22 protein-coding genes and 1 other RNA gene are annotated in these 22326 nt (G+C 63.0%); 13 read left to right on the top strand and 10 right to left on the bottom strand.

Annotated features, from left to right (window positions below; genetic code table 11):
• Nucleotides 1–7 precede the first annotated feature (7 nt).
• Nucleotides 8–1045: a sulfate ABC transporter substrate-binding protein gene (locus KIO74_RS17880; RefSeq protein ID WP_213333121.1), complete on the bottom strand. Its 1038-nt coding sequence runs from the start codon at nucleotides 1043–1045 to the stop codon at nucleotides 8–10.
• A 598-nt stretch (nucleotides 1046–1643) separates the two neighbouring features.
• Here KIO74_RS17880 and KIO74_RS17875 point away from each other — a divergent pair.
• From KIO74_RS17875 to KIO74_RS32500, 5 genes are all read left to right on the top strand, one after another.
• Nucleotides 1644–1850 carry a hypothetical protein gene (locus tag KIO74_RS17875; RefSeq protein ID WP_213333120.1) on the top strand — a complete coding sequence of 69 codons (207 nt, stop codon included), beginning with the start codon at nucleotides 1644–1646 and terminating at the stop codon, nucleotides 1848–1850.
• 197 nt (nucleotides 1851–2047) lie between these two features.
• Complete coding sequence (locus KIO74_RS17870) at nucleotides 2048–3214, top strand: methionine ABC transporter ATP-binding protein (protein WP_213333119.1); 1167 nt, start codon at nucleotides 2048–2050, stop codon at nucleotides 3212–3214.
• A complete protein-coding gene (locus KIO74_RS17865; protein ID WP_213333118.1) occupies nucleotides 3204–3869 on the top strand; it encodes a methionine ABC transporter permease in 666 nt (221 codons plus the stop codon). The genes KIO74_RS17870 and KIO74_RS17865 overlap by 11 nt, the downstream gene beginning before the upstream one ends.
• Nucleotides 3870–3914: 45 nt before the next feature.
• The gene (locus KIO74_RS17860; RefSeq protein ID WP_213333117.1) at nucleotides 3915–4703 is read left to right on the top strand and encodes a MetQ/NlpA family ABC transporter substrate-binding protein; all 789 of its coding nucleotides are present in this window, start codon (nucleotides 3915–3917) and stop codon (nucleotides 4701–4703) included.
• 337 nt (nucleotides 4704–5040) lie between these two features.
• Nucleotides 5041–6708 (top strand): adenylate/guanylate cyclase domain-containing protein, encoded by a 1668-nt coding sequence (locus KIO74_RS32500; RefSeq protein ID WP_213333116.1) that lies wholly within the window; start codon nucleotides 5041–5043, stop codon nucleotides 6706–6708.
• Here KIO74_RS32500 and efp read toward each other — a convergent pair.
• Nucleotides 6684–7250 (bottom strand): elongation factor P, encoded by a 567-nt coding sequence (gene efp / locus KIO74_RS17850; RefSeq protein WP_213333115.1) that lies wholly within the window; start codon nucleotides 7248–7250, stop codon nucleotides 6684–6686. The two genes, KIO74_RS32500 and efp, sit on opposite strands and share 25 nt — an antisense overlap.
• Nucleotides 7251–7393: 143 nt before the next feature.
• Between efp and epmA the strand changes: the two genes are divergently transcribed.
• Together epmA and KIO74_RS17840 are read left to right on the top strand one after the other, a co-directional pair.
• The gene (gene epmA, locus KIO74_RS17845) at nucleotides 7394–8452 is read left to right on the top strand and encodes an EF-P lysine aminoacylase EpmA (protein WP_249731045.1); all 1059 of its coding nucleotides are present in this window, start codon (nucleotides 7394–7396) and stop codon (nucleotides 8450–8452) included.
• Between the two features lie 19 nt (nucleotides 8453–8471).
• The gene (locus KIO74_RS17840) at nucleotides 8472–9566 is read left to right on the top strand and encodes a lysine-2,3-aminomutase-like protein (RefSeq protein ID WP_502762084.1); all 1095 of its coding nucleotides are present in this window, start codon (nucleotides 8472–8474) and stop codon (nucleotides 9564–9566) included.
• A gap of 351 nt (nucleotides 9567–9917) precedes the next feature.
• Here KIO74_RS17840 and arfB read toward each other — a convergent pair whose 3' ends face one another.
• Nucleotides 9918–10340: an alternative ribosome rescue aminoacyl-tRNA hydrolase ArfB gene (gene arfB / locus KIO74_RS17835; RefSeq protein WP_213333114.1), complete on the bottom strand. Its 423-nt coding sequence runs from the start codon at nucleotides 10338–10340 to the stop codon at nucleotides 9918–9920.
• 211 nt (nucleotides 10341–10551) lie between these two features.
• On the opposite strand from arfB, the gene KIO74_RS17830 reads away from it, so the two are divergent.
• From KIO74_RS17830 to KIO74_RS17820, 3 genes are all read left to right on the top strand, one after another.
• Complete coding sequence (locus KIO74_RS17830; RefSeq protein WP_213333113.1) at nucleotides 10552–10872, top strand: (2Fe-2S)-binding protein; 321 nt, start codon at nucleotides 10552–10554, stop codon at nucleotides 10870–10872.
• 312 nt (nucleotides 10873–11184) lie between these two features.
• Nucleotides 11185–11664 carry a bacterioferritin gene (gene bfr, locus KIO74_RS17825; protein WP_213321729.1) on the top strand — a complete coding sequence of 160 codons (480 nt, stop codon included), beginning with the start codon at nucleotides 11185–11187 and terminating at the stop codon, nucleotides 11662–11664.
• A 193-nt stretch (nucleotides 11665–11857) separates the two neighbouring features.
• Nucleotides 11858–12505 carry a glutathione binding-like protein gene (locus KIO74_RS17820; protein WP_213333112.1) on the top strand — a complete coding sequence of 216 codons (648 nt, stop codon included), beginning with the start codon at nucleotides 11858–11860 and terminating at the stop codon, nucleotides 12503–12505.
• Between the two features lie 50 nt (nucleotides 12506–12555).
• Here the strand turns inward: KIO74_RS17820 and KIO74_RS17815 are convergent, their stop codons facing one another.
• Nucleotides 12556–13158 carry a MarR family winged helix-turn-helix transcriptional regulator gene (locus KIO74_RS17815; RefSeq protein ID WP_213333111.1) on the bottom strand — a complete coding sequence of 201 codons (603 nt, stop codon included), beginning with the start codon at nucleotides 13156–13158 and terminating at the stop codon, nucleotides 12556–12558.
• A 565-nt stretch (nucleotides 13159–13723) separates the two neighbouring features.
• Here KIO74_RS17815 and KIO74_RS17810 point away from each other — a divergent pair.
• On the top strand, nucleotides 13724–13984 hold the full coding sequence (locus tag KIO74_RS17810; protein ID WP_213333110.1) for a YMGG-like glycine zipper-containing protein: 261 nt from the start codon (nucleotides 13724–13726) through the stop codon (nucleotides 13982–13984).
• Between the two features lie 40 nt (nucleotides 13985–14024).
• On the opposite strand, the gene KIO74_RS17805 is transcribed toward KIO74_RS17810, so the two are convergent.
• Together KIO74_RS17805 and KIO74_RS17800 are read right to left on the bottom strand one after the other, a co-directional pair.
• Nucleotides 14025–15488 carry a hypothetical protein gene (locus tag KIO74_RS17805; RefSeq protein ID WP_213333109.1) on the bottom strand — a complete coding sequence of 488 codons (1464 nt, stop codon included), beginning with the start codon at nucleotides 15486–15488 and terminating at the stop codon, nucleotides 14025–14027.
• Between the two features lie 12 nt (nucleotides 15489–15500).
• The gene (locus tag KIO74_RS17800) at nucleotides 15501–16913 is read right to left on the bottom strand and encodes an MBOAT family O-acyltransferase (RefSeq protein WP_213333108.1); all 1413 of its coding nucleotides are present in this window, start codon (nucleotides 16911–16913) and stop codon (nucleotides 15501–15503) included.
• 251 nt (nucleotides 16914–17164) lie between these two features.
• Here KIO74_RS17800 and ggt point away from each other — a divergent pair, with 251 nt between their 5' ends.
• Together ggt and KIO74_RS17790 are read left to right on the top strand one after the other, a co-directional pair.
• Nucleotides 17165–18874 (top strand): gamma-glutamyltransferase, encoded by a 1710-nt coding sequence (gene ggt, locus KIO74_RS17795; protein WP_213333107.1) that lies wholly within the window; start codon nucleotides 17165–17167, stop codon nucleotides 18872–18874.
• A gap of 9 nt (nucleotides 18875–18883) precedes the next feature.
• The gene (locus KIO74_RS17790) at nucleotides 18884–19867 is read left to right on the top strand and encodes a D-2-hydroxyacid dehydrogenase (RefSeq protein ID WP_213333106.1); all 984 of its coding nucleotides are present in this window, start codon (nucleotides 18884–18886) and stop codon (nucleotides 19865–19867) included.
• A 26-nt stretch (nucleotides 19868–19893) separates the two neighbouring features.
• Here the strand turns inward: KIO74_RS17790 and KIO74_RS17785 are convergent, their stop codons facing one another.
• The 4 genes from KIO74_RS17785 to KIO74_RS17770 form a co-directional block, all read right to left on the bottom strand.
• Entirely contained in the window at nucleotides 19894–20721 is an 828-nt protein-coding gene (locus KIO74_RS17785; protein WP_213333105.1) for a TIGR00282 family metallophosphoesterase, read from the bottom strand.
• Between the two features lie 111 nt (nucleotides 20722–20832).
• The gene (locus KIO74_RS17780) at nucleotides 20833–21441 is read right to left on the bottom strand and encodes a 5-formyltetrahydrofolate cyclo-ligase (protein WP_213333104.1); all 609 of its coding nucleotides are present in this window, start codon (nucleotides 21439–21441) and stop codon (nucleotides 20833–20835) included.
• A 22-nt stretch (nucleotides 21442–21463) separates the two neighbouring features.
• A non-coding RNA gene (gene ssrS, locus KIO74_RS17775) (6S RNA) lies at nucleotides 21464–21619 on the bottom strand.
• A 221-nt stretch (nucleotides 21620–21840) separates the two neighbouring features.
• Nucleotides 21841–22212: a cell division protein ZapA gene (locus KIO74_RS17770; protein ID WP_213333103.1), complete on the bottom strand. Its 372-nt coding sequence runs from the start codon at nucleotides 22210–22212 to the stop codon at nucleotides 21841–21843.
• Between the last annotated feature and the right edge of the window lie 114 nt (nucleotides 22213–22326).

Raw genomic sequence — 22326 nt, 5'->3', positions numbered from 1 at the left:
GCTTGGCTCATCGCTTGACCTTCACGATCTGATCAAAGATGCCGCCGTTGTCGAAATGTTCCTTCTGCACCTTCGTCCAGCCCCCAAAGACATCGTCGATCGTGATGAGCTTGATAGCTGGCAAAGCCGCGAGATCCTCCTTGCGCGCGAACTCCCGCTTCGACGGCCGATACTTGTGCTTGGCGATGATCGCCTGCGCTTCGGGCGTATAAAGGAAGTTCAGATAGGCCTCTGCCTGCTTGCGAGTGCCCTTCTTGTCGACGTTGCCGTCCACAAGCGTGACAGGCGGCTCGGCCAGGATCGAAATTGACGGCACGACGATGTCGAATTTGTCGGCGCCGAACTCGGCGGAAGCGAGAAACGCCTCGTTTTCCCATGCGAGCAGCACATCGCCGAGCTCACGCTGGGCGAAGGTGATCGTCGAGCCGCGCGCGCCCGTATCGAGGACAGGCACGTTCCTGAACAGGGCCGCGACGAATTCCTTCGCCTTCTCATCGCTCTTGGTCCGGCCAAGCTCGAAGCCCCAGGCCGCCAGATAATTCCAGCGCGCGCCACCCGAGGTCTTCGGGTTGGGCGTGATCACCTGCACGCCGGGCTTGATCAGATCATCCCAATCCTTGATGCCCTTCGGGTTCCCCTTGCGCACCAGGAAAACGATGGTCGAGGTATAGGGCGAGGAATTGTTGGGAAGGCGCTTCTGCCAATCCTTCGGAATGAGATCCGTGCGATTGGCGATCGCATCGATATCGGCGGCCAGCGCGAGCGTGACGACGTCGGCGTCGAGCCCGTCGATCACCGTCCGCGCCTGCGAACCGGAACCGCCGTGCGAGACCCGGACTGTCAGCTTCTCGCCTGCCTTCTTCTCGTAGTCCGCTATGAACGCGGCGTTGAGCTCGCGATAAAGCTCCCGCGTCGGATCATAGGAGACGTTGAGCAGCACCGTCTCCGCACGCGCTGGCGCAACCGGCAAGGCCGCGGACGCGGCACCGAGCGCCGCGAGCGCCACGACAAACCGGCGCGACAGCTTGAATGTATTCGTCACCATGGCGGCCTCCTCAATCATCCGGCTCGATGGAACCAGTTTGACCGCATTGTTTACGCATATTTCTACATAATCAATATAGAATTTGTGGAATTAATAATTTCACATAAATTATACGTCAAAATGAGCGGTGACAACCCTTCTTCCTCAAGCCCTCCGGACCATCAGTTCACATTATCGAACGCGCGAGCCGCCAACTTGTGCCGAACAATTAAATACATTTAGTGCATGTGAAAAATATAATTCTACATAAACTGTTGACTTTCACCAGAAGGGCCTTATGTATGGAGCCGTCGGATCGGCGAAATCTGGTCCACCGCGGGAATTTGAAAGCAGCTTGCGCCGCGTCACCAAACGCTAAAGCGCCACGAAGTGTCTTCGTGGCTCCGGTCAATGCAGGAGATGCGCATGGCACTTTCTTTCTCGCACCACTCGCCGTCGAGCCAGGCTCCGCGCGCAGCCGGTCATGCCCTCTGCTCCTCCCGAATGTGTCCGTGTCGATGTGACGTCGCAGGCATGTGCTGTCGCAACCAGCGCATCTGACCAGTCATTCCGGACAATCCGAGCAAGAGAGGCGCCACAGCACCGGCGCATAAACATCATGTACGACAGCTATCTCATCGAGGTCGCCGGCCGGCCGGCTGGCATCGTTGCGCGCGATACCCATGGTTATCGCTTCCATGCGTCCGCGCGTCCCTTCTACAGCCTGAACGGTCAGGTCTTTGCCGATCCGTGGGCTGCCCAGAAGGCAGCGCAGCGCCATCTCAACGGGGTCGGACGGCGCAACGTCCCGCACCGTATCGACTGATCCGGGCTGCGTTGAGGACCGCCGCGTCAAAGGCCCTGTTCGGCGACGAAGCAACCCGACGTGGCGGCCCTCCCCACAACCGGCCCATCAAGCATAATCGTGGCAGCATCGCGCGCTTATACTTTCGCAGCACAAGCAATCATTGTAGGGCGGCGCATGTTATTCTGCCGCAAATCCTATGAGAAACGAGATCAACCGTGAACGCTCTTCCATTTCATCCGCAGGACGCAGCCCAGCCGCCCTTGGCCGCTGACGATGCCGTCGTGCGTTTCGAGGGCGTCGCCAAGACATTCGCCGCCCGAGGGCGGCAGACCGCGGTCGCCGCCCTCGAGGACATCGATCTCACCGTGCGGCGCGGCTCAATTCTGGGCGTCATAGGGCGCAGCGGCGCCGGCAAGTCCACGTTGATCCGCCTCGTCAACGGCCTGGAGAAGCCGACAGCGGGTCGTGTCCTGGTCGATGGCACCGACGTCGCGCGCTTGGCCGAGAAAGACCTGAGACAGCTCAGGCGTTCGATCGGCATGATTTTCCAGCACTTCAATCTCTTGTCCTCCCGCACCGTCTACGACAATGTCGCCCTGCCGCTCGAGATCGCCGGCGCCAGCCGCGAAGAGATCAGGCAGCGGGTCGGCCCCCTCATCGAGCTCGTGGGCCTCGCCGACAAGCGCGATCGCTATCCCGCCGAGCTTTCCGGCGGCCAGAAGCAGCGCGTCGGCATCGCGCGGGCGCTGGCGACGCGGCCCAAGGTGCTGCTTTCGGATGAGGCGACCTCCGCGCTCGATCCCGAGACCACCCGCTCGATCCTCGACCTGCTCGCGACGATCAATGCCGAGCTGAAGCTCACCATTCTCCTGATCACCCACGAAATGGCCGTGATCCGGGGCATCGCCCGTGACGTGGCGGTTATCGACAAGGGCCGCATCGTCGAGAAGGGAGACGTATTCGACCTGTTCACCAGGCCGCAGCACCCGACGACACGGACCTTCCTGGCCGCCGAAAGCGGCCGTGCCCTCCCCGCCTATGTCGCCGCGCGCCTGACCACCGAGGCGGCTCCCTCCAGCCAGGCCGTCCTGCGCGTCATCTTCAGGGGCTCGCACGCCACCGACCCCGTGCTGTCGCAGATCACCCGCAACTTCGCGATCGACGTCAATATCCTCGGCGGCACGGTGGACGCCATTTCCGGACGGCCGTTCGGCACGCTGATCGTCGCCGTGCCCAACGACGCCAGCCTGCTGCAACGCATCACCGCCTTCCTCACGGCGCGCGGCCTGGATGTCGAAACGCTGGGCTTCATCGCCCTCGGCGCCGATCAAGCCCCGGTGGACGCCACGCAGAACAAGGGGGGACAGAGCGATGTCGCCTGAAATCATCCGCCTGATCGCCGCGTCAACACTTGATACGCTCTACATGGTCGCAGCCGCCACCGCGATCGGCACCCTCATTGGCCTGCCGCTCGGCGTTTTCCTGGCCACGAGCAAGCGCGGCGAGCTGCTGTCGGCGCCCGTCGCCAACAGTGTCCTTGGCATCATCGTGAATGCTGCGCGCTCGACACCCTTCATCATTCTCACCGTGTCGATCATCCCGTTCACCCGCCTTGTCGCGGGCACGTCGATCGGCACCACGGCGGCCATCGTCCCCCTCGCGGTGGCCGCCACCCCATTCATCGCCCGCCTCGTCGAAGGCTCAATTCGCGAGGTCGATCAGGGGCTGATCGAGGCGGCGCGCGCCATGGGCGCGAGCCCGGTGCAGATTCTCGCCAAGGTGCTGGTGCCCGAGGCTTTGCCCGGAATCGTGCTAGGCCTGACGCTCGCCATCGTCAGCCTGATCGGCTTCTCCGCCATCGTCGGCGTGGTTGGCGGTGGCGGCCTGGGGGATCTCGGCATCCGCTATGGCTACCAGCGCTTCATGCCGGATGTGATGGCCGCTGTCGTTCTCGTCCTCATCCTTCTCGTGCAGGGCATCCAAAGCCTCGGCGACGCCCTGTCGCGCAAGCTGAACAAGCGCGTGCGCCACGGCTGATCACGCGTGCCTGATCCTGAAGAATATCTGTCCACGGAGACTGCCATGAAACTCTCGTTCTTAACCCTCGCCGTCGCGGCAAGCCTCACATTCGCGGCGACATCCCTGTCCGCCCAAGCGGAAACGATCAAGATCGGCGTGACGCCGGGCCCGCATGCGCAGATCCTGGAAGCGGTGAAGCCCATTGCCGCCAAGCAGGGCGTCACCATCGAGATCGTCGAATTCTCCGACTATGTCGTGCCCAATCAGGCGCTCGATTCCGGCGACATCCAGGCCAACTCGTTCCAGCACGAGCCGTTCCTCGACAACCAGAAAGCCGATCGTGGCTTCAAGATCGAGAATGTCGCATCCACCGTGACGTTCCCCCTCAGCATCTATTCCAAGAAATACAAGTCCTGGAACGACATCCCCGAAGGCTCCACCGTCGCTATCCAGAACGACCCGACCAATGGCGGGCGCAGCCTGCTGCTGCTCCAGGCCAAGGGACTGATCAAGCTGAAGGAAGGCGTCGGCTTCAAGCCCAGCCCGCTCGACATCATCGACAATCCGAAGAAGCTAAAGTTCCTGGAAATCGAGGCGGCTCAGACCCCACGCACCTTGGATGACGTGGCGGCGGCGTCGATCAACACCAATTATGCGACCTCGGCCGGTATCGATCCCTCGGCGATCATCCTCACCGAAGACGCGAAAGGTCCCTACGTGAACGTCATCGCGGTCCGCAGCGTCGATAAGGACAAGCCGTGGGTGAAGATACTTGTCGACAGCTACCACACTCCCGAAGTGAAGAGCTTCATCGAAAAGACCTTCAAGGGTTCCATACTCCCAAGCTGGTAAACCTCGCGGCATCGTGGACGCGGGATGACCACGGCTGTCCGTTTATGACTAAACCTTTCTCCGCCCGAGACTTAATCTCCGCCCGAGACTTGGCAAACCCGGATGGCCTGTCCATCCGGGTTCTTTTTTACTCTGCAGCCAGCAATATCCTGTTCATGTGCGCCACCACATAGCTTCATACAGGCCATCGGCGGATCCTGCGTTTTGCCGGACACCCCTTTGAGGTCGATTTCTCCGATCTGCCGGTGGAGACATGTGCCGCTTGCGGCCTGCTCCTTTCCGATAGGCTGTTGCGGCGAAAAGGGGTAGTTTTCGCCAGCTGTGGCGGGGAGCAATCGTGGTCGGTTTTCTGGTTTGGACGGCGCTATACTGTGTGCTTGCCGTCCTGGCACATAACTACGGGGCCATCGCCAACGACATCACGGTGTTGTGGCCGGCAGGCGGTATCGCGCTTTACCTCATCCTGCGTTACGGTCGCGCCAACCTCGTCATGGGCCTCGGACCAACGATCACCGGAGGCCTTCTCGCCGCGATCATAACCACCCTGCAGAAGAATCAGCCGACTTTCGGCTTTTTCCTGACAGAGGTATTGCTCATCAGCGCGGCGGTGACCGGCGCCATATTCGGCGCCGCGATGTGCAGGCTCTTCTCCCAAAACTGGGATGGCCCGAAAGATCCGTTCAGTCACCCGCGCAGCATGGTGATTCTTCTGGCGGCGGGCTGCGAGGCTTTCGCCTTAGGCAGTGCGCTGGTCGGCACCACGATATTGCGCGGGTCACTGGCCCTGCGGGGAATCGAGCCTCTGAGCGGAGCCTCCGATTTTATAGGCAGCTTCATTCCCTGGCTCATCGGCGACCTGGCGAGCTGCGTCATGGTGACGCCAGCCTTGATCGCCTGGAGCCAGCCCGGCCGTTGGGAGCGTCCGCCAGTAACCGTCCTGACGCTCTGGGGCCTGACGATCGTCACGGCGTTCGCCGCACTTTTTGTCAATCTGCCTGCCATGGTCGAGAACGCGGCCATGCTGCTGCTGATCGGCCCCGCGCTCGCGGCCGCAGCCTTTTCGACCCGGCCGCGGCTCTTCTGCGCGATCGTTCTGACGACCGCCAGTCTGACCCTGATGGTGGTCGGCAGCCACGACGGCGATTCCAACTTCGATCTGCCGATCCTCCTGCTCCTGGCGCAGCTCTACATTCTCACCGTCACCTCGACGCAATTCGTGCTCTATGCAACCGTGGCGGAGAGCCGCCGCAGCGCGGCCGAGCGAATCAATCTCGCGCGCCATTTCTCGCCCAACATGGTGGAACTCGTGGCACGCCTCGGCCGACCGTTCGCGAAGCCGCGCAAGCTGCCGGCCACTGTACTTTTCTGCGACATCCGCAGCTTCACCACCCTCTCGGAAGCGGCCGGCCCCGAGGAAACGATGGAGCTGCTGCGCGACTTCCACAAGGCGATGGCCAAGGTCATCTTCGACCATCACGGCACGCTCGATCGCTTCCTGGGCGATGGGCTTATGGCGGTGTTCGGGATGCCCGAGCCGCGCGGTGACGACGCGCGACGGGCGCTTGCCTGCGGATTTGCAATGCTGGAAGCACTTGAAGGGATCAACAGGAACAGGGTCGGGCGCGGCCTGCCTGAAGTCGCAATGGGAATTGGCATTCACAAGGGGGATGTGATGCTCGGCGACATCGGAGGCGAGCAGGCGCTCGCCATTACCGTCGTGGGCGACACGGTCAATGCCGCGAGCCGCCTCCAGGTGCTATGCAGAACCCATGGCGCGGCTCTCATTGTCAGCCAGGAAGCGCTCGAAGCCGCGCGCAACTGCGATGGTGGCGCCGTCCCGCCGACCTTGAGCCAGCTCAATCGTATCGGCAACACGCTCCTGCGGGGACGCAGCCAGGAAACGGAGATCTGGGGCCTGATCGAAGCGGCAGCACCTGCCCCGCCGCTTCAGCCGACAGATGCGCCTCAGTCAGACGAGCCTCAGTCCTTGGCGCGCTCGACATAGGAGTTGTCGGCGGTCATCACGACGATGCGCGTGCCGGTGGAGATATGCGGCGGCACCATCACGCGGATGCCGTTCGACATCTGAGCCGGCTTGTAGGATGAGGAAGCGGTCTGCCCCTTCACCGTCGGCTCGGTTTCCACCACCTCGAGCACCACGCGCTGCGGCAGCTCGATGGAAACAGCCACGCCCTCATGGATCGAGACCATACAGGCCATTCCTTCCTGCAGATACACGGCCTGATCGCCGATCACATCAGCCGGAACGGTGATCTGCTCGAAGCTCTCGGGGTTCATGAAGACATAGTCGGCGCCGTCCTGATAGAGATAGGTGTGCTCGCGATCCTCGACATAGGCGCGCTCGACCTGCTCTGTCGTACGATAGCGCTGCGAGGTTTTCACCCCGTCGGAGAGGCGACGCATGTCGATCTGAGTGGTCGGCGTTCCCTTGCCGGGAAAGAAGCTCTCGGCCGAGAGCACGGCATACAGCGCTCCGTCCACCTCGAGAATATTGCCTTTGCGCACGGAGCTCGCGATAACCTTCACGGTGGTCGTCCTTGATTCATCGAATGGCTAAAGACATCGGCGCGCCATCAGGCCACCAATGCCGCTAAATTTCGGTGCACAATACCGATCTTGACGGCAAGCGCCATATCCCGCACCGAAAAAACGCTCCGGATCCGTTCAAAATGCCTATGTTGCCGTCGGCCTCGCCGTCACCCTGGTGGTCCCGTGAACAGCACAACCGCCGTCGTCCCGCCCTTCTCGCGCGCCAGGCGATCATCCGTGCCCTGCGCGAACACTTCGCGGCGCAGGATTTCGTCGAGGTTGAAGCCGGAATTCTTCAAACCTCACCGGGCAACGAAACGCATCTGCACGCCTTTCGCACCATGCTCGTCGGCCTGGACCAGGGCGATACGCCGCTTTACCTCCATACATCACCGGAATTCGCCTGCAAGAAGCTGCTGGCCGCCGGCGAGACGCGCATCTTCGACCTCGCCCGCGTCTTCCGCAACCGGGAGCGCAGCCCCCTGCATCATCCAGAATTCACGATGCTGGAATGGTACCGTGCCGGGGCGGGCTATGAAAGCCTGATGGCCGATTGCGCCGACATTCTCGCACTCGCCGCCAAGGCCGCCACAACCGACATCTTCCGCTATCGCGACCTGACCGCCGATCCGCACGCGAGCCCGGAGCGCCTCTCGGTCGTGGAGGCGTTCTCGCGACACGCCGGCATCGATCTCGCCGCCATTTTGCCCGGGGCTGATCCGGCCGGCGCCCGTGATGCCTTCGCAGCCGCTGCTCGGGCGAAGGGGCTGCGCGTCGCGCAGGACGACGGCTGGAGCGATATCTTCAGCCGCGTCATCAGCGAGCGTGTCGAACCACGGCTTGGACTGGGGCGCGCCACCATTCTCTACGACTATCCCGAGAGCGAGGCCGCACTCGCCCGCCGCAAGCCCGACGACCCACGCTTCGCCGAGCGCTTCGAGCTCTATGTCTGCGGTGTGGAGCTGGCCAATGCGTTTGGCGAACTGACCGACGCCGAGGAACAGCGCAACCGCTTCATTCACGACATGGACGAGAAGGAGCGCATCTATGGCGAGCGTTATCCGCTCGACGAGGATTTCCTGGCGGCGCTGGCGGCGATGCCCCCGGCCAGCGGCATCGCGCTCGGCCTCGACCGGCTGGTGATGCTGGCGGTCGGCGCGCGTCGCATCGAGGACGTGCTCTGGACACCCATGCCCTGAAGGGGCACAACCGCTCCTGATGAATTCACCGGTCAAACCCTTTTCGCCCGGCGCCGCGCAGGCACGGCCGACGCGCCAGATGACCCGCCCCGCCGAGCTAGCGGCGGGTGGTCTAGTCGCGCCCGAGCGGATCGCCGCGCTCGATGCCGTCGCCGCTCGTTATGCCGTCGCGGTCACCCCGGCGATGGCGGACCTGATCGATGCCGCCGACCCTGACGATCCCATCGCCCGGCAGTTCATTCCCGATCCGGCCGAACTCGACCGCCGGCCCGGGGAAATCGACGACCCGATCGGCGACGAGCCCCATGCGGCCGCCCCGGGCATCGTGCATCGCTATCCCGATCGTGTCCTGCTCAAGCTGGTGCATGTCTGCGCCGTCTATTGCCGCTTCTGCTTCCGCCGCGAGATGGTGGGCCCGGGCGCCAAGATGCTGACGCCGGACGAGATGGCAGCCGCCCTCGCCTATATCCGTCAGACGCCGGCGATCTGGGAGGTGGTGATCACCGGGGGCGACCCGCTGGTCGTCTCGCCCCGCCGTATCGCCGAGTCGGTCGCCGGCCTCGCCGCCATCGACCATGTGAAGGTCATCCGCTGGCACACGCGCCTGCCCGTCGTCGATCCCGAGCGGATCACGCCGACGCTGGTGGAGGCACTCAAGGCTGAGGGCAAGGCAAGCTATGTGGTGCTCCACGCCAACCACGCGCGGGAACTGACGCCCGCCGCCCGCGCGGCTTGCGCGCGGCTGGTCGATGCCGGCATCCCGATGCTCAGCCAGTCCGTGCTCCTGAAGGGCATCAACGACACGCCCGAAGCGCTGGCCGATCTGCTGCGCGCCCTCGTCGAGAGCCGCGTCAAACCCTACTACCTGCACCACGGTGATCTCGCGCCCGGCACCAGCCATCTGCGCACCACCATCACCGAGGGCCAGGCGTTGATGCGCGCCTTGCGCGGGCATGTCTCAGGCATTTGCCAACCGACCTACGTGCTCGACATTCCCGGCGGCCACGGCAAGGTTCCGATCGGCCCTGGATATCTGTGCGAGAGCCTCGACCCAGAAAGCTACGACGTCACGGACTATCAGGGCGAGACCCATCTCTATCCGCCGAAAGCTTGAAGCCCGGCCGCGGCTTCGCTCAACGCGACGCCAACTTCCCCGCAACGGCGAGAGATCAACACCGCCCTGCTTTTTCCCGAAACCTGTCAGGCCACACATCCTGGCCCAGCCGCTGGATCCCTTCCCGTCGCTGCGCGACGCCGGGGACGACATGGATGGAGCGGTCGCACCTAACTTGACGACATAGAGAGCCCTGACCCGGCGTGAGCTGTGTCATCCCCGGCGAGCGGCGAAGCCGCTCGGGAAGGGGATCCAAACAACCATAATTCCAGAAAAACGAGCAAGATACTGCACCCCGCGAGGCGCCCGGATGAAAACCGTCCGGGCTATCGCGCATATTCTCGCAGGCCCTTACTCCTCCCCCGGTTTGCGGCCGCGCAATCCCTTGATGGCGCCGCGCCGGCTCTTGCTATCGAGCCGCCTCACCTTGGAGGCGAGCGTCGGGCGGGTGGCGCGGCGCGGCTTGTCGACATGGGTCGCCTGCCGGATGAGCGCGATCAACCGTTCGAGGGCCTCCTCGCGATTGCGCTGCTGACTGCGATGGGCCTGTGCCGTGATCACGATCACGCCATCATTGGTCACCCGGCTGCCGGCCAGCTTCATCATGCGGATCGCGACATCATTGGGAAGCGAGGGCGAGCGCCGGATGTCGAACCTCAGCTGAACGGCCGTCGAGACCTTATTGACATTCTGCCCGCCCGGACCAGCGGCCCTGACGAAACTTTCCTCGATCTCCCGCTCGTCGAGCTCGATGCGATCATTAATCCGGATCATAGCCTGCCTGCCATCATGTCCCTCCCGGCATAACGCGTCGGCAGGGATGCGCAAAGGGATGCTCCAACTCCGCGGACCTCAATACCACTTCCGCGCCGATTGTCCGCAAAAGGGGCGATTCTGTCGCAGGGAAAGGCCTTGAATTTTCGGCTGTGCACGTTAAGTTCTTGATATAAAAGGTTTTTTTGAATTATTCTAAACTGGACCGGTAATGATCGTCTGCCACTGCAACGTCGTGACCGATGCTGATATACGCAGCACATTGGCAGACGAGGATCCGACGAAGCCGCGCAGCCCCGCGCAGGCGTATCGTTGTCTCGGCTGCAGCCCCGATTGCGGCCGGTGCCTCGTGACCGTGCGCCGCATCCTCTCCGACGCCCGTGCCGCTGCCTGCCCGGTTGGTTGCGCGATTTGTCCGAGCGCCATGCATGGTCAGCACGACCATGTCCCTCATGAGCATGCCCATGGGCATGAGATGGCTCATCGCGAGGTCGATCAGCCCGAACGGGCCACCCTTGTCGCGGCCGAATAAAGCCGCGTCACAAGCACGACGGCAGCAAGCTTGAGCCAGTCCACCGCCTGAACTGAAGGGCTTGTCGCGAGCGCCCCGCGAAATGCGATGCCCCCAGCTCCACGGCGCGCGCCGCCGCGTCCTCCCCTTGAAGAGACGGCCAAGTCTGCGGTCAGGCTAAAGGGAATTCTACGACAATCCGATCCGGGGTTGCCCTGCGGTGCCACGCCCCCGTGGGAAAACGCGCTTCTCGAGTGGTCATGGGCTTGATCTTTCAAATCCAAGTTTATAATTATTCTAAATTGAAATTCCAGGCCACGGGAGTTGGATGCCATGAAGGGCGACGCAAAGGTCATAGAATACCTCAATCGCGGATTGCGTAGCGAACTGACCGCGATCAACCAGTACTGGCTGCATTATCGCATGCTCGATAACTGGGGCTACAAGGCCATGGCCAAGAAGTGGCGCGCGGAGTCGATCGAGGAGATGGTGCATGCCGACAAGTTCGTCGATCGCATCCTTTTCCTTGATGGGCACCCCAATCTCCAGGTTCTGGACCCTTTGCAGATCGGCCAGACCGTCAAGGAAGTCATCGAATGCGATCTGGCCGCGGAGGTCGGTGCTCGCGCGCTATACCAGGAAGCTGCGGCCTATTGCGAGACGCAGAAAGACTATCCGTCACGCGATCTCTTCATTGAGCTCATGACAGACGAAGAGGGTCATATCGACTTTCTGGAGACGCAGCTTGAGCTCATCAAGCAACTCGGTGAGCAACTCTATGCGCAGAACCATATCGGCGAGCTCGAAGACTGACTAAAGGTCTCCCACGGCCGTTCGACATTACGTCGCCCTTGCCTTGCATCGGCCCGACGGCCCGCTATCCGGGGATGGCGGGCCCACCTTGGCCGGATGCCCGCTAATTTGGAAGCTCGCTTAGAATAGTGCATCGTCTGGCAGAGGGATGGAGCACCATCCGAGCCCGACGATGGTTTTGAGCGAGCCTGATATGATCGATGTTTACTACTGGACCACCCCGAACGGCCACAAGATAACGATTTTCCTTGAGGAAGCAGGCCTGCCTTATCGAATCTATCCGGTGAATATCGGCAAGGGTGAGCAGTTCAGCCCAGACTTCCTCAAGATCGCGCCGAATAATCGGATCCCAGCCATCGTAGATCACGAACCGGCCGACGGTGGGGCGCCGGTCTCTCTATTCGAATCCGGCGCGATTCTGCTTTATCTCGCGGAGAAAATTCATCGCTTCATCCCCTCCGAGATTCGCGGTCGCTCCGAAGTCTTGCAATGGCTGTTCTGGCAGATGGGCGGTCTCGGCCCCATGGCCGGCCAGAACCATCACTTCAGCAACGTGGCTCCTGAAAAGATACCCTACGCCATCGAGCGTTATGTCAAGGAAACCGCCCGCCTTTATGGCGTGATGGATAAACGCCTCACCGACAGGCCATTTCTTGCCGGCGACTATTCGATCGCTGACATGGCCTGCTATCCCTGGGTCGTCCCCCATGAGCGCCATGGACAACGTCTCCAGGATTTCCCCAACGTGGAGCGTTGGTTCAAAACAATCGCCGAAAGGCCAGCCGTCATCCGCGCCTTTGAGAAGGCCGACGCCATCAGGGCCCAGCAGGCGCAGGCCTGAGGCAACGGGGACCTGCGCCATCGAGGGTTTCATCGCAGGTCCCGACATCTTCAGACGAGCCGCGCCTCACCATAGCGCGCAGCATTGGTCCAGATATGCTCTAGCCTCTGTAACGTCGTGAAGGTGACAGCAAATTCGCGCGTCTGCTCGTCATCCCTCACCGCCAGACGATGATAGCCGTCATCGATCTTGCGGATGAGATCGCACAGATGCCGCCCCTCATCGGACAGCCGGATACGGGCAGCCCGCTTGTCACGTGGGGATGCGCTGCGCTCGACATAACCGCATTCCACAAGCCGCTTGAGGTTATAGGACGCGTTTGAACCGAGATAATGCCCGCGATCGATGAGGTCACGCACCGACAGATCGTCCCCACCGATCGTGAAGAGCATCATCACCTGTGACGGACTCACGTCGTCGACGCCCAGCCGAGTCAGATCATTGCGCAGAAGATCGAGATAGCGTCGATAGACACGCTCCACAATACGCACGAGTTCCAGATGGGCCACGTGCCCGGGCTCCTGATCGTCGTTATCCTGATCGACGGGCGACAACTGATCGATCGAAAAGTCCTGAACAGCAACGTTTTCGATACGGCTTGCACAAGGCGCGATCGACGCGCCCACCTTGGGGCCTCTTGCTCTCTCTTCCATCCTCTCCTTACTCCACGCTCGCCACTCCAGATATGTCATTTTGATTTTACTGTTAGCGCCAATACTTAGGGCGAACCGTCACTACAGCAATATCACTGGCATGGCTACAATCTAAGAAAATTGTGCTCGCACCATATTATATATTCACGCCAGCCGATTACAACCATTCATATCAAAAACAATTACTCATTCTCTTGTTATTTTGCCGATCTATTGCCCAGAAGATGAATTATAAACGTGTTTCTATGCAGTATGTTATCCATGGAATAACGTAAAACTTGCAAGTAGTGCACACGATGTCTATTGCTGACGACAGGAAATACCATCCCAGGATCGCCTGATGCTCAGGCCATGAGCTGGAACAGAGGCTTTTTTTCATTGCAACATCCACTGCGGGGAACCTGCTGGACGAGAAGCCGCCGTGCCCGGCCAAGACCCCCACCGCTTCATGTAAGACGAAGGCGGCGGCGCCCGCCGCAGCAAGCGCGGTTTATTATCGCGCCCGGTTAGCCTAAAACGGGACAGTATGCTCAGTCATGCAGCATCCATGGAGGAAGTCAGTCTTATGAAGAAGCTATTGGCCGTCGGCGCTATGGCGCTTGGTCTCGCAGCTTGCAACCCCAACAACCCAACGGACCGCACGGTCGGTGGCGCCCTCATCGGCGGCGGCGCGGGCGCGCTTGTGGGCGGCCTCGCGACAGGAACCGCTGGCGGTGCTCTGGCTGGGGCGGCTATCGGCGGTGTCGGCGGTGCAATTGTGGGCAACGCGACCACACCCCGTTGCGATTACTACTGGTATCGCGGTCGCCGCTATCAGCAGTGCTGACAGCTGCACGGCGGGCGCATCCTCATGCGCCCGCCTTCTGTCAGCCTTCGCAGTCGACCGTGAATGATTGCAGATTGAACTTCAAAAGCCGCGGGTCTGTACCCTGGCCAAGTTCAAGCGGCGATTTCACATCCCAGTGACGCAGCTGGAGGAGCGCTACGCCCCTTGCCGCCGCCGGCACCTCGATCGGTTCGGATGCCGATTGCCAGGTCCGCGAGGGAACAAGCCGCACCTCGCTGTCCCGTTGCTCGCCATGGAGAAAATGATTCAGCGTCAGCCGGCAGCGGCGCTCCGGCAAACGGATGGCCAAAACCGATTCCAGTCCGTCCGACCAGATGAAGCTGTTGGCTTCGGGCTGGGACCATCCACGGCCGAACAGCATGTTGTTCTCGACAGCCGTCTGATCGATCACATGCGTGCCGTTGCTGGCCGGCACAAGCCCGCGATAGGCCACGCCGGCAATCGCGGCATCGACCGCCTCCAGGCGCTGCTGCGCGAGCTCGGCGGCCGATACAGCCTGAGACGCCAGAATTCCCGCCTCCGCGACCTGCTCGGCCAAACGGCGCGTACGGATACGCGCGCCCTCGGCGATGGGATGATAATATGTGTCGAGCATATAGCGCTCATCGGCGAAGTAGTAGTCGCGCGGATTGCCCAGGATGGGGATGCCGACGCGTCCCATCGCGGCCCGGAGCGCATTTTCGGCGGGACGAAAATCCCGCTCATAGGCATCGTAACAATCCTTGCCGATCACCACCGGCCAGGTCAGCGCAATCTTCACCTGCCGCGCGCGGGCGATCGCGGCGAGCCGGTCCGCCAGCCTCTCCAGGTCGGGCGCCCCGTTCTTCTCTCCGAACAGCAACATGCTGCGACAGTCGAAAAAACCGACATAGCGCGGCACCGGACCATCATTGAGCGCCGCGCCAAAGGGCGAATGCTTCAACTGGGCATACCATTCGGAAACAATGGCCCGAGAGCTCGGCCGCGCCACCTCGCCGAGAACGAGGGACCGTACATATTTGAATACGGAGGAAAATTTCATGCCCGTGAAAAAGAAACGGGCTCGCTCCCAAAAGGGGAGCGCGCGATAATAATGCTTGAGCGCCGTGAAAACATTGTCCGTGAACGTCCGATCACTGAAGTGGCCGACGTAATAGTTCCACTCGAGCGGCAAGATAAGGACATCGCCCTGATGGAGATACTTCTCCAGGCGAGAGAGCTTCATATCGAGCGGATAGCCGGCATGGTCGGCCAGCAGCACGGTCTGGTGACCGAACCTGCGTTCAAGAATTTCCGGATCAAGCCCGACATAGGCGTTGGATCCCGCATCGATGATGATCCGCGGACCGGTCGTCTGCTCAAACAGGACCTGCCTCACAGACAGCGGGGGATCACGCGCCGGCAGGACGAGCAGGCGATCGAAAACAAGGAAGCTCGCAACGGCGAGCACCACGAAGGTGACGACACCCGCCATGAGGAATTGGCCGTTGCGGCTTCGGGACATCGTCGGCCGCCCCTAGAAATTGAAGTACAGGAACGGCGACGTTTCGCCACCGCCCGCGCGGATGAGCGCGAGGAAGATCGCGAGGCCCGTCGCCACGCCGCTCACCCAGCCTATGCGCCAGCGCCCGCCAAGGACGATCGTCTGGGAATTGGGCATGCTCCAGACTATTCCCACGCACAGCGCGAGCAGGGCGACAAGCCAGTGCCAATCCATGGCGAACAGCGTCATGACGTCGGTTGATTGCGCGCGGCCGGCCATCGCGGACAGGATTCCGGCCGCCGTTGCGCCATCCGGCGCGCGAAACGGCACCCAGGCGACATTGACGAACAGGAAGGTCAGTGGCAACGCGAGCGCCGGCATCATCCGCATCCCGGCTTGCACCCAAAGCCGGTGGACGACGATGGCGGCGCCATGCATGGCGCCCCAGATCACGAAGGTCCAGGCCGCGCCATGCCAGAGGCCGCCGACCAGGAAGACGATGAAGAGATTGCCCAGCGTCCGGGCCTCGGTGCCGCGGTTGCCGCCGAGTGGAATATAGAGATAGTCCCTCAGCCAGCGTGACAGCGTCATATGCCAGCGGCGCCAGAAATCCTGGATATTGAGCGCCTTGTAGGGCGAATTGAAGTTGAACGGCAGAAGGATGCCGAACATCAACGCGAGCCCTACCGCCATGTCGGCATAGCCCGAGAAGTCGAAATAGAGCTGGAAGGTATAAGCGAGGCTCGCGAGCCACGCATCGCCCACGCCGAGCTCCGCCTTGTCAGCGAACCCGCGATCGGCGAACAGGGCGAGCGTGTCGGCGACGACGAGCTTCTTGAACAACCCGATCGCGAACAGAAGCCAGCCTTGCGCCATTTCATCGGAAAACAGCGAGATCCGCCGGCGCGCGTGAAACTGCGGCATCATCTCCTTGTGGTGGATGATGGGGCCGGCGATCAGATGCGGGAAGAAGGTCACGAAGAGGACATAAGGGATGAACGGCTCGTGATCGTGACGCTTGAGATAGACATCTGAAATGTAGGCGATCTGCGTGAATGTATAGAAGGAGATACCGACCGGCAGCGCTATTTCAAAGGCCGCGCCATGCCAGCCGGTGAGATCATTCGCAGTGCGAATGAGGAAATCGAGGTACTTGAACACCGCCAGCAGGCCGACGTCGAAGGCCACTCCGGCAAGGAAGATCATGCGCGCCACGCGGGGATTGTCCCGCGCCCGCATGAGGCCGGCCCCCACGATCCAGTTGACGACGATGGACAGGGCCAGGAGGACGGCGTGGCGCCAGCCGTCCTGCACATAGAACACCACCGAGGCGACGGCGAGCCACGGCACCACGAACAGGGCGCCCCGGATACGGGAGAGAAACAACGCGCCGGCCAGCACGATCGGCAGAAAGACGAAGAGGAACGACTGGGAAAAGAAGAGCACGCGCGGCCAAATTTCTCGAGTGAGTCGTCGACTTCGCCATCGGCGGGTAACAATTTTCCATACGCCGCGTCGCGAATACAATCAAGGCGCGGTCACTGCTTGGCTCGGTGCGGGAAAGCTGTCCAAGGGAAGACGGTTGTCGGACGCGACATTTCGCGACAGAGTGCGACCCCGCCGACGGGCCTGCGCCATGGCCCCAACCGCGAACGGAACCGATCAGCGGCCGGTCCCGGCCAGGAGGACATCACGTCATGACCGTCAATGCTGCGTCCTCCGGTGTGCCCGCCTTGTCCCCGGCGTTTGCATGCGAGAAGACGCCGGTTCACGCGACAAAGGGAATGGTCGTCACCAACCACCCCCTGGCATCGCAGGCGGCGAGCCAGATGCTGCTCTCCGGCGGCAACGCGATCGACGCCACGGTAGCCGCGCTCTTCGCCCTCACCGTGGTGGAGCCGATGATGGTCGGTGTGCTCGGCGGCGGACTGCTCCATATCCGCCAGGCTGACGGATCGCATCGCGTCATCGATGCTCTGTCGACCGCGCCTGCGGCCGCCCATGCCGGCATGTACGAGACGGTGTCGGATGTGCTGCCCGATTATCAGATCACCGTCGGCCGGCGGAATGAGACGGGTGATGCGGCGGTCGCCGTGCCTGGAGCGCTGGCCGGCTGGTGCGAAGCCCTTAAGCGGTTCGGCAGGCTGCCGCTCGGCGATGTCATGGCTCCGGCGATCCAGCTCGCCGCACGCGGCTTCGCCGTCACGCCCTATCTCGTCGACTGCATCACCGACACCGCCGCCGACCTCGCGCGCGACAATGGTCTCGCCCGGCTCTATCTGCCCGGCGGCCACGCCCTTGAGACGGGCGACCGCCTCATTCAGGGCGACTACGCGGCCACGCTCCAGGCTATTGCGGATGAGGGGTCCGACGCGCTTTACCGCGGCCCGCTTGGCGCGGCGCTGGCAACGGCCACCTCCAGCGGCGGCGGCTCCCTCGCGGTCTCGGACCTCGCCGACTATGCAACTGTCACCCGCGATGTCGTTCGCAGCCATTACCGTGGCTTCGAGATCGTCGGGCCGCCGCCGCCCTCCTCGGCCGGTGTGCATATCGCGCAGATGCTCAATATTCTTGAGGGCTACGACATCGGCGCGCTGGGTTTCGGCACGGCGGACAACGCGCATCTCCTCGCTGAAGTGCTGAAGATCGCCTTCGCCGATCGCGCCGTCGCCACGGCGGATCCGGCCTTCGTCGAAGTGCCGGTCGCTCGCCTCATCGATCCCGCCTATGCGGCCGAGCGACGGGCTGCCTTATCGATCGATCAGGCCAGGGATTGGCTGCCGGGCATTTCCGCCGGCCGCAGCCTCATGCCGCCTGAATCACCCAACACCACCCATGTCACGATCGCGGACAGCGAGGGCAACGTGGTCGCCGCCACGCAGACCATCAATTCCGTCTTCGGCGCGCGGGTCATGGTGCCCGGCACGGGCATGATCGCCAATAACTACATGTTCAATTTCGATCCACACCCCGGCAAGGCGCTGTCGATCGCCCCCGGCAAGCGCGTCTTCACCTCGCAGGCACCGATGATGGCGCTCAGGGATGGGCGCGTCGCCTATGCGCTCGGCCTTCCCGGCGGGTTGCGCATCTTCGGCTCGGCCATGCAGGCGCTGATCAATCTCATCGACCATGGGATGGGCTTGCAGGAGGCGGTGGAAGCCCCTCGCGTATGGACGCAAGGGTGGGATCTCGAAGTCGAGCGCGGTATCAGCGAGGCGGCGCAGGCCGAGCTCTCCCGCCGTGGCCATCGCGTCACGCGCGTGGGGCGCGTCGCCGGCGGCATAAATGCCATCGCCTTCCATCCCGACGGCTCCATGACGGGAGCCGCCTGCTGGCGGGCCGACGGCACCGTTCTCGGCATCGGCGGCGGCCTTGCCCGCCCGGGTGTCCGCTTTTCAGCCCACTGAAGGTCCAGCATGCGCATCCATATCCAGAACACCGCGACCCTCAATTCAACCTATACCGTCGATGAGGCCCTTTGGGCGGCCGCGCTGGCCCGCAACGGCGAGGATGGCGCGGCTTACCAGGTCACCTATGGCAATACGCTGGACGACTACGCCGGCGCCATCGCGGATGCGGAACTGCTGCTCAGCCACAACCGCAGCATTCCGGACCTGTTTCCTGTTGAGGCACCGAAGCTGAAATACGTCATGTGCGGCAATGCCGGCCTTGATTCGCTCGCCCCCTTCGATTGGTTGCCGCCCGGCGTAACCCTGCTGACCAACAGCGGCACCCATGCCGACAAGGCCGGCGAGTACGCAATCATGGCCCTGCTGATGCTGGCGAACCGCATTCCCGCCTTCGTCGCGGCCCAGGGCGAGGCGCGCTGGAACCGGCAAGCCGGCCGGCTTCTGCGCGACGGACGCCTGACCGTGGTCGGCCTCGGCGCCCTTGGCGGGGCCGCCGCCCACCATGGCAAGGCCTTCGGCATGCATGTGACTGGGGTGCGCACCAGCGCCACGCCGCACCCTGCCTGCGACCGTGTGGTCGCCACCAGCGATGTCGACAGCGTCCTGCCGGAGACGGACTATCTCGTGCTGGCCTGCCCGCTGACGCCGGCCACCCGCAACATCCTCGACCGGCGTCGGCTCGCGCTGCTGCCACGCCATGCCGGATTGGTGAATATCGGACGCGGACAGCTGGTGGACGAGCCGGCGCTCTGCGATGCCCTCGACACGGGCGCGCTCGCCGGCGCTGTGTTGGACGTCTTCGTCACGGAGCCGCTGCCGCGGGACGCCCGCATCTGGACGACACCCGATGTGGTGATCACGCCGCATATGTCGGCCGATGATCCCGCGCGTTACATGGCGAACACGCTCGACGTGCTCTTCACGAACATGAAGGCCCTGCGCGAAGGACGCCCCTTGCCGAACACCTTCGACATCACGCGGGGTTATTAAGCCCTCCGGCTATGGCGCCCTCCGGGTCAGGCCTTCTCCCAGAAAGCCGGACGGATCTCGGCCAGATGCGGGCCAATCGACACGGCCGAGACTTTCACCGCGAGGCCCGTCCGGTCGTCGGTCTCGACGGCAAGGCCCGTGAGCGTCCCCTCTCCCGTCGCGGGCTCGAGCCGCGCGCCGGGCGTTTTCTGCACGAAGCGGCGGACCGCCTCCTCGTGCTGCATGCCGAGGATGGACTGGTAGTCCCCGCACATGCCGGCGTCGGACTGGTAAGCCGTGCCGCCCGGCAGGATACGCGCGTCGGCCGTCGGCACATGGGTATGGGTGCCCACGACGATGCTGACCCGTCCGTCGAGAAAATGGCCCATGGCCTGCTTCTCACTGGTCGCCTCGGCGTGGACATCCACAACGATCGCGTCCGCGCCGAGGCCGAGGGGACATTCGCCGACCGCCCGCTCCATCGCCGCGAAGGGATCGTCGAGCGCGTCCATGAACAGCCGCCCCATGACATTGGCCACGAGCACCCGGGCTCCCGTAGCGGTCTCCACCATGGTGACGCCCCGACCGGGCGTGCCCGGCGGAAAATTCACCGGGCGCAGCAGGCGCGGCTGCCTTTCGATGAAAACGAGGGCTTCGCGCTGATCGAAGGAATGGTTGCCCAGCGTGACGACGTCAGCGCCGGCACCCAGCAGGTCGTCGCAGATCGCCTCCGTGAGCCCGAAGCCGCCGGCGGCATTCTCGCCGTTGATGATCACGCAATCGAGCGCCCAGGCCTGTCTGAGACCAGGCAGAAGGCGCGTGACTGCGGAACGCCCAGGACGCCCGACGACATCTCCAAGAAACAGCAGGCGCATGGGAGCCTCGAAAAACCGCGATCGATCCATCACCTCTTGCAGGCTTCAGCGCGGCGACGCAAGCGGCACCTGTCAGGGCGGAAAGCCGTTCAAAGGGAAGTGAACCGCGCGTCACCTGCCGTCACGCCCGGGCGGCGGCGCCCCCGTGACGAGAACCCCATGCTCGGTGGCGACGTAGTCGAGCGGCTGGTCATGGGGCTCGGTCGGCACGGCCGGCACTTCCTGCATGGCATAGGCGAGACCGATGGTCGCCAGCGGCCCCGCCGCCTTCAGCCGCGCCACCACCCGGTCGTAGAAGCCACGGCCATAGCCGAGCCTGTAGCCTCTGCGGTCGAAGGCGACGAGGGGAACAAGAAGGATCGACGGACGGACGACGGGAGCCGTGGTGTCGGGACCGAAAGTGCCGAGCCCGGCTGGCACGAGCACCTCGCCATCCCTCCACAGATGGAAGGAAAGGTCGTCCTCCACGACCACCGGCAGGGCGGTCGGGATACGCCTCATGCCGAGCGCCATCAGCAAAGGCCTCGGATCGGCCTCTCCCCTGATCGGCCAGTAACCGCCGACGACCGCGCCTTCCTGCGCGAAAATCGGCAGCTCCAGCACCGGACCGGCGAGGGCCATGCCGGCGGCGGTGCCGTTGGAAGAGGCGAAAATTTTACGGGCAGCGAGGATGGCGGCGCGAAGATCGGACTTGCGCGCCCCGATCGGACGATCGTTCAAAGGCTCGACCTGTTGAAAGAAGCGCGGAGCCACGAAGGCCGTTGGAGTGACGATCCCGGGAACCTACATAAGTAGGTGGGCGCCGTATGCCCAGGTCCACGGACCCGGCCAGGGACAGCTCCCTAGGAGATCGTAAGGCCCCGGGGAATATGTCTCCTGACGCACCCCATAGCCCCGCATGAACGAAGATAATCGCCCCCCGCGCGGAATGCTAGAGCCCAGCGCGATCAGAAATGACGTGAGGCAGCGAAAGTCAGGACGTCAAACCGCGGATCGCCCGTCATTTGCGTCCCCTCTCCCGGCGGGAGAGGGACAGGGTGAGGGGAGAAAGGGTCGAAGTCCCTCACCCGCGCCTCCGGCGCGACCTCTCCCCGCCAGGGAGGGGTAAAACGGGACCCGTTACCCGTTCTGCTGCGGCGTATTGAGCTCGCGGGCGATGCGCTCGATGCGCTGGGCGGCTGATGCGACCGCCTCGGTGAGCTCGGCCTCCATGGTACCGACGCGCGCGTCGCCAGCCCCGACCGCCTCCTTGAGCTTCGCGACCTCCGCTTCGAGATTGGCGAGACCACGCTTGGCCTCGGACAATTCGTCCGCAATCGTGAGCGCCGCCATGACATGGAGACGCATGTCGCCGATCTCGCCGAAGGACTGCCTCAGTTCGAGGATGCGTCCGTCGAGCACCCCTGCCAACGCGGAGATATGCTCTTCTTCGCCGGGCCCGCAGGCCATGCGATAGTTGCGCCCGGCGATGCTGACATTGACCTCTGCCATTCAGCCCTCCCCGCCCCGAGACCATGAAGCGGAACCCATTCTAACCTTCAAGGACATACTCCACAAATGCACGGTCCGCCGCCCGTGCAGGCCTCTCGTCCCAATACCCTCTTG

Origin of the sequence: Chelatococcus sp. HY11 (assembly GCF_018398335.1) — a bacterium.
Taxonomy (GTDB): Bacteria; Pseudomonadota; Alphaproteobacteria; order Rhizobiales; family Beijerinckiaceae; genus Chelatococcus.
Note: the sequence above shows the minus strand (reverse complement) of the source record. Positions and strands in the feature narration are given on the sequence as shown.

Bases quoted from the DNA above. Each gene is read 5' to 3' on its own strand.
- KIO74_RS17880 (WP_213333121.1), bottom strand. From the start codon at position 1,045: ATGGTGACGAATACATTCAAGCTGTCGCGCCGGTTTGTCGTGGCGCTC.
- KIO74_RS17875 (WP_213333120.1), top strand. From the start codon at position 1,644: ATGTACGACAGCTATCTCATCGAGGTCGCCGGCCGGCCGGCTGGCATC.
- KIO74_RS17865 (WP_213333118.1), top strand. From the start codon at position 3,204: ATGTCGCCTGAAATCATCCGCCTGATCGCCGCGTCAACACTTGATACG.
- KIO74_RS17860 (WP_213333117.1), top strand. From the start codon at position 3,915: ATGAAACTCTCGTTCTTAACCCTCGCCGTCGCGGCAAGCCTCACATTC.
- epmA (WP_249731045.1), top strand. From the start codon at position 7,394: ATGCCTATGTTGCCGTCGGCCTCGCCGTCACCCTGGTGGTCCCGTGAA.
- KIO74_RS17840 (WP_502762084.1), top strand. From the start codon at position 8,472: ATGAATTCACCGGTCAAACCCTTTTCGCCCGGCGCCGCGCAGGCACGG.
- arfB (WP_213333114.1), bottom strand. From the start codon at position 10,340: ATGATCCGGATTAATGATCGCATCGAGCTCGACGAGCGGGAGATCGAG.
- KIO74_RS17830 (WP_213333113.1), top strand. From the start codon at position 10,552: ATGATCGTCTGCCACTGCAACGTCGTGACCGATGCTGATATACGCAGC.
- bfr (WP_213321729.1), top strand. From the start codon at position 11,185: ATGAAGGGCGACGCAAAGGTCATAGAATACCTCAATCGCGGATTGCGT.
- KIO74_RS17820 (WP_213333112.1), top strand. From the start codon at position 11,858: ATGATCGATGTTTACTACTGGACCACCCCGAACGGCCACAAGATAACG.
- KIO74_RS17815 (WP_213333111.1), bottom strand. From the start codon at position 13,158: ATGGAAGAGAGAGCAAGAGGCCCCAAGGTGGGCGCGTCGATCGCGCCT.
- KIO74_RS17810 (WP_213333110.1), top strand. From the start codon at position 13,724: ATGAAGAAGCTATTGGCCGTCGGCGCTATGGCGCTTGGTCTCGCAGCT.
- KIO74_RS17805 (WP_213333109.1), bottom strand. From the start codon at position 15,488: ATGTCCCGAAGCCGCAACGGCCAATTCCTCATGGCGGGTGTCGTCACC.
- ggt (WP_213333107.1), top strand. From the start codon at position 17,165: ATGACCGTCAATGCTGCGTCCTCCGGTGTGCCCGCCTTGTCCCCGGCG.
- KIO74_RS17790 (WP_213333106.1), top strand. From the start codon at position 18,884: ATGCGCATCCATATCCAGAACACCGCGACCCTCAATTCAACCTATACC.
- KIO74_RS17785 (WP_213333105.1), bottom strand. From the start codon at position 20,721: ATGCGCCTGCTGTTTCTTGGAGATGTCGTCGGGCGTCCTGGGCGTTCC.
- KIO74_RS17770 (WP_213333103.1), bottom strand. From the start codon at position 22,212: ATGGCAGAGGTCAATGTCAGCATCGCCGGGCGCAACTATCGCATGGCC.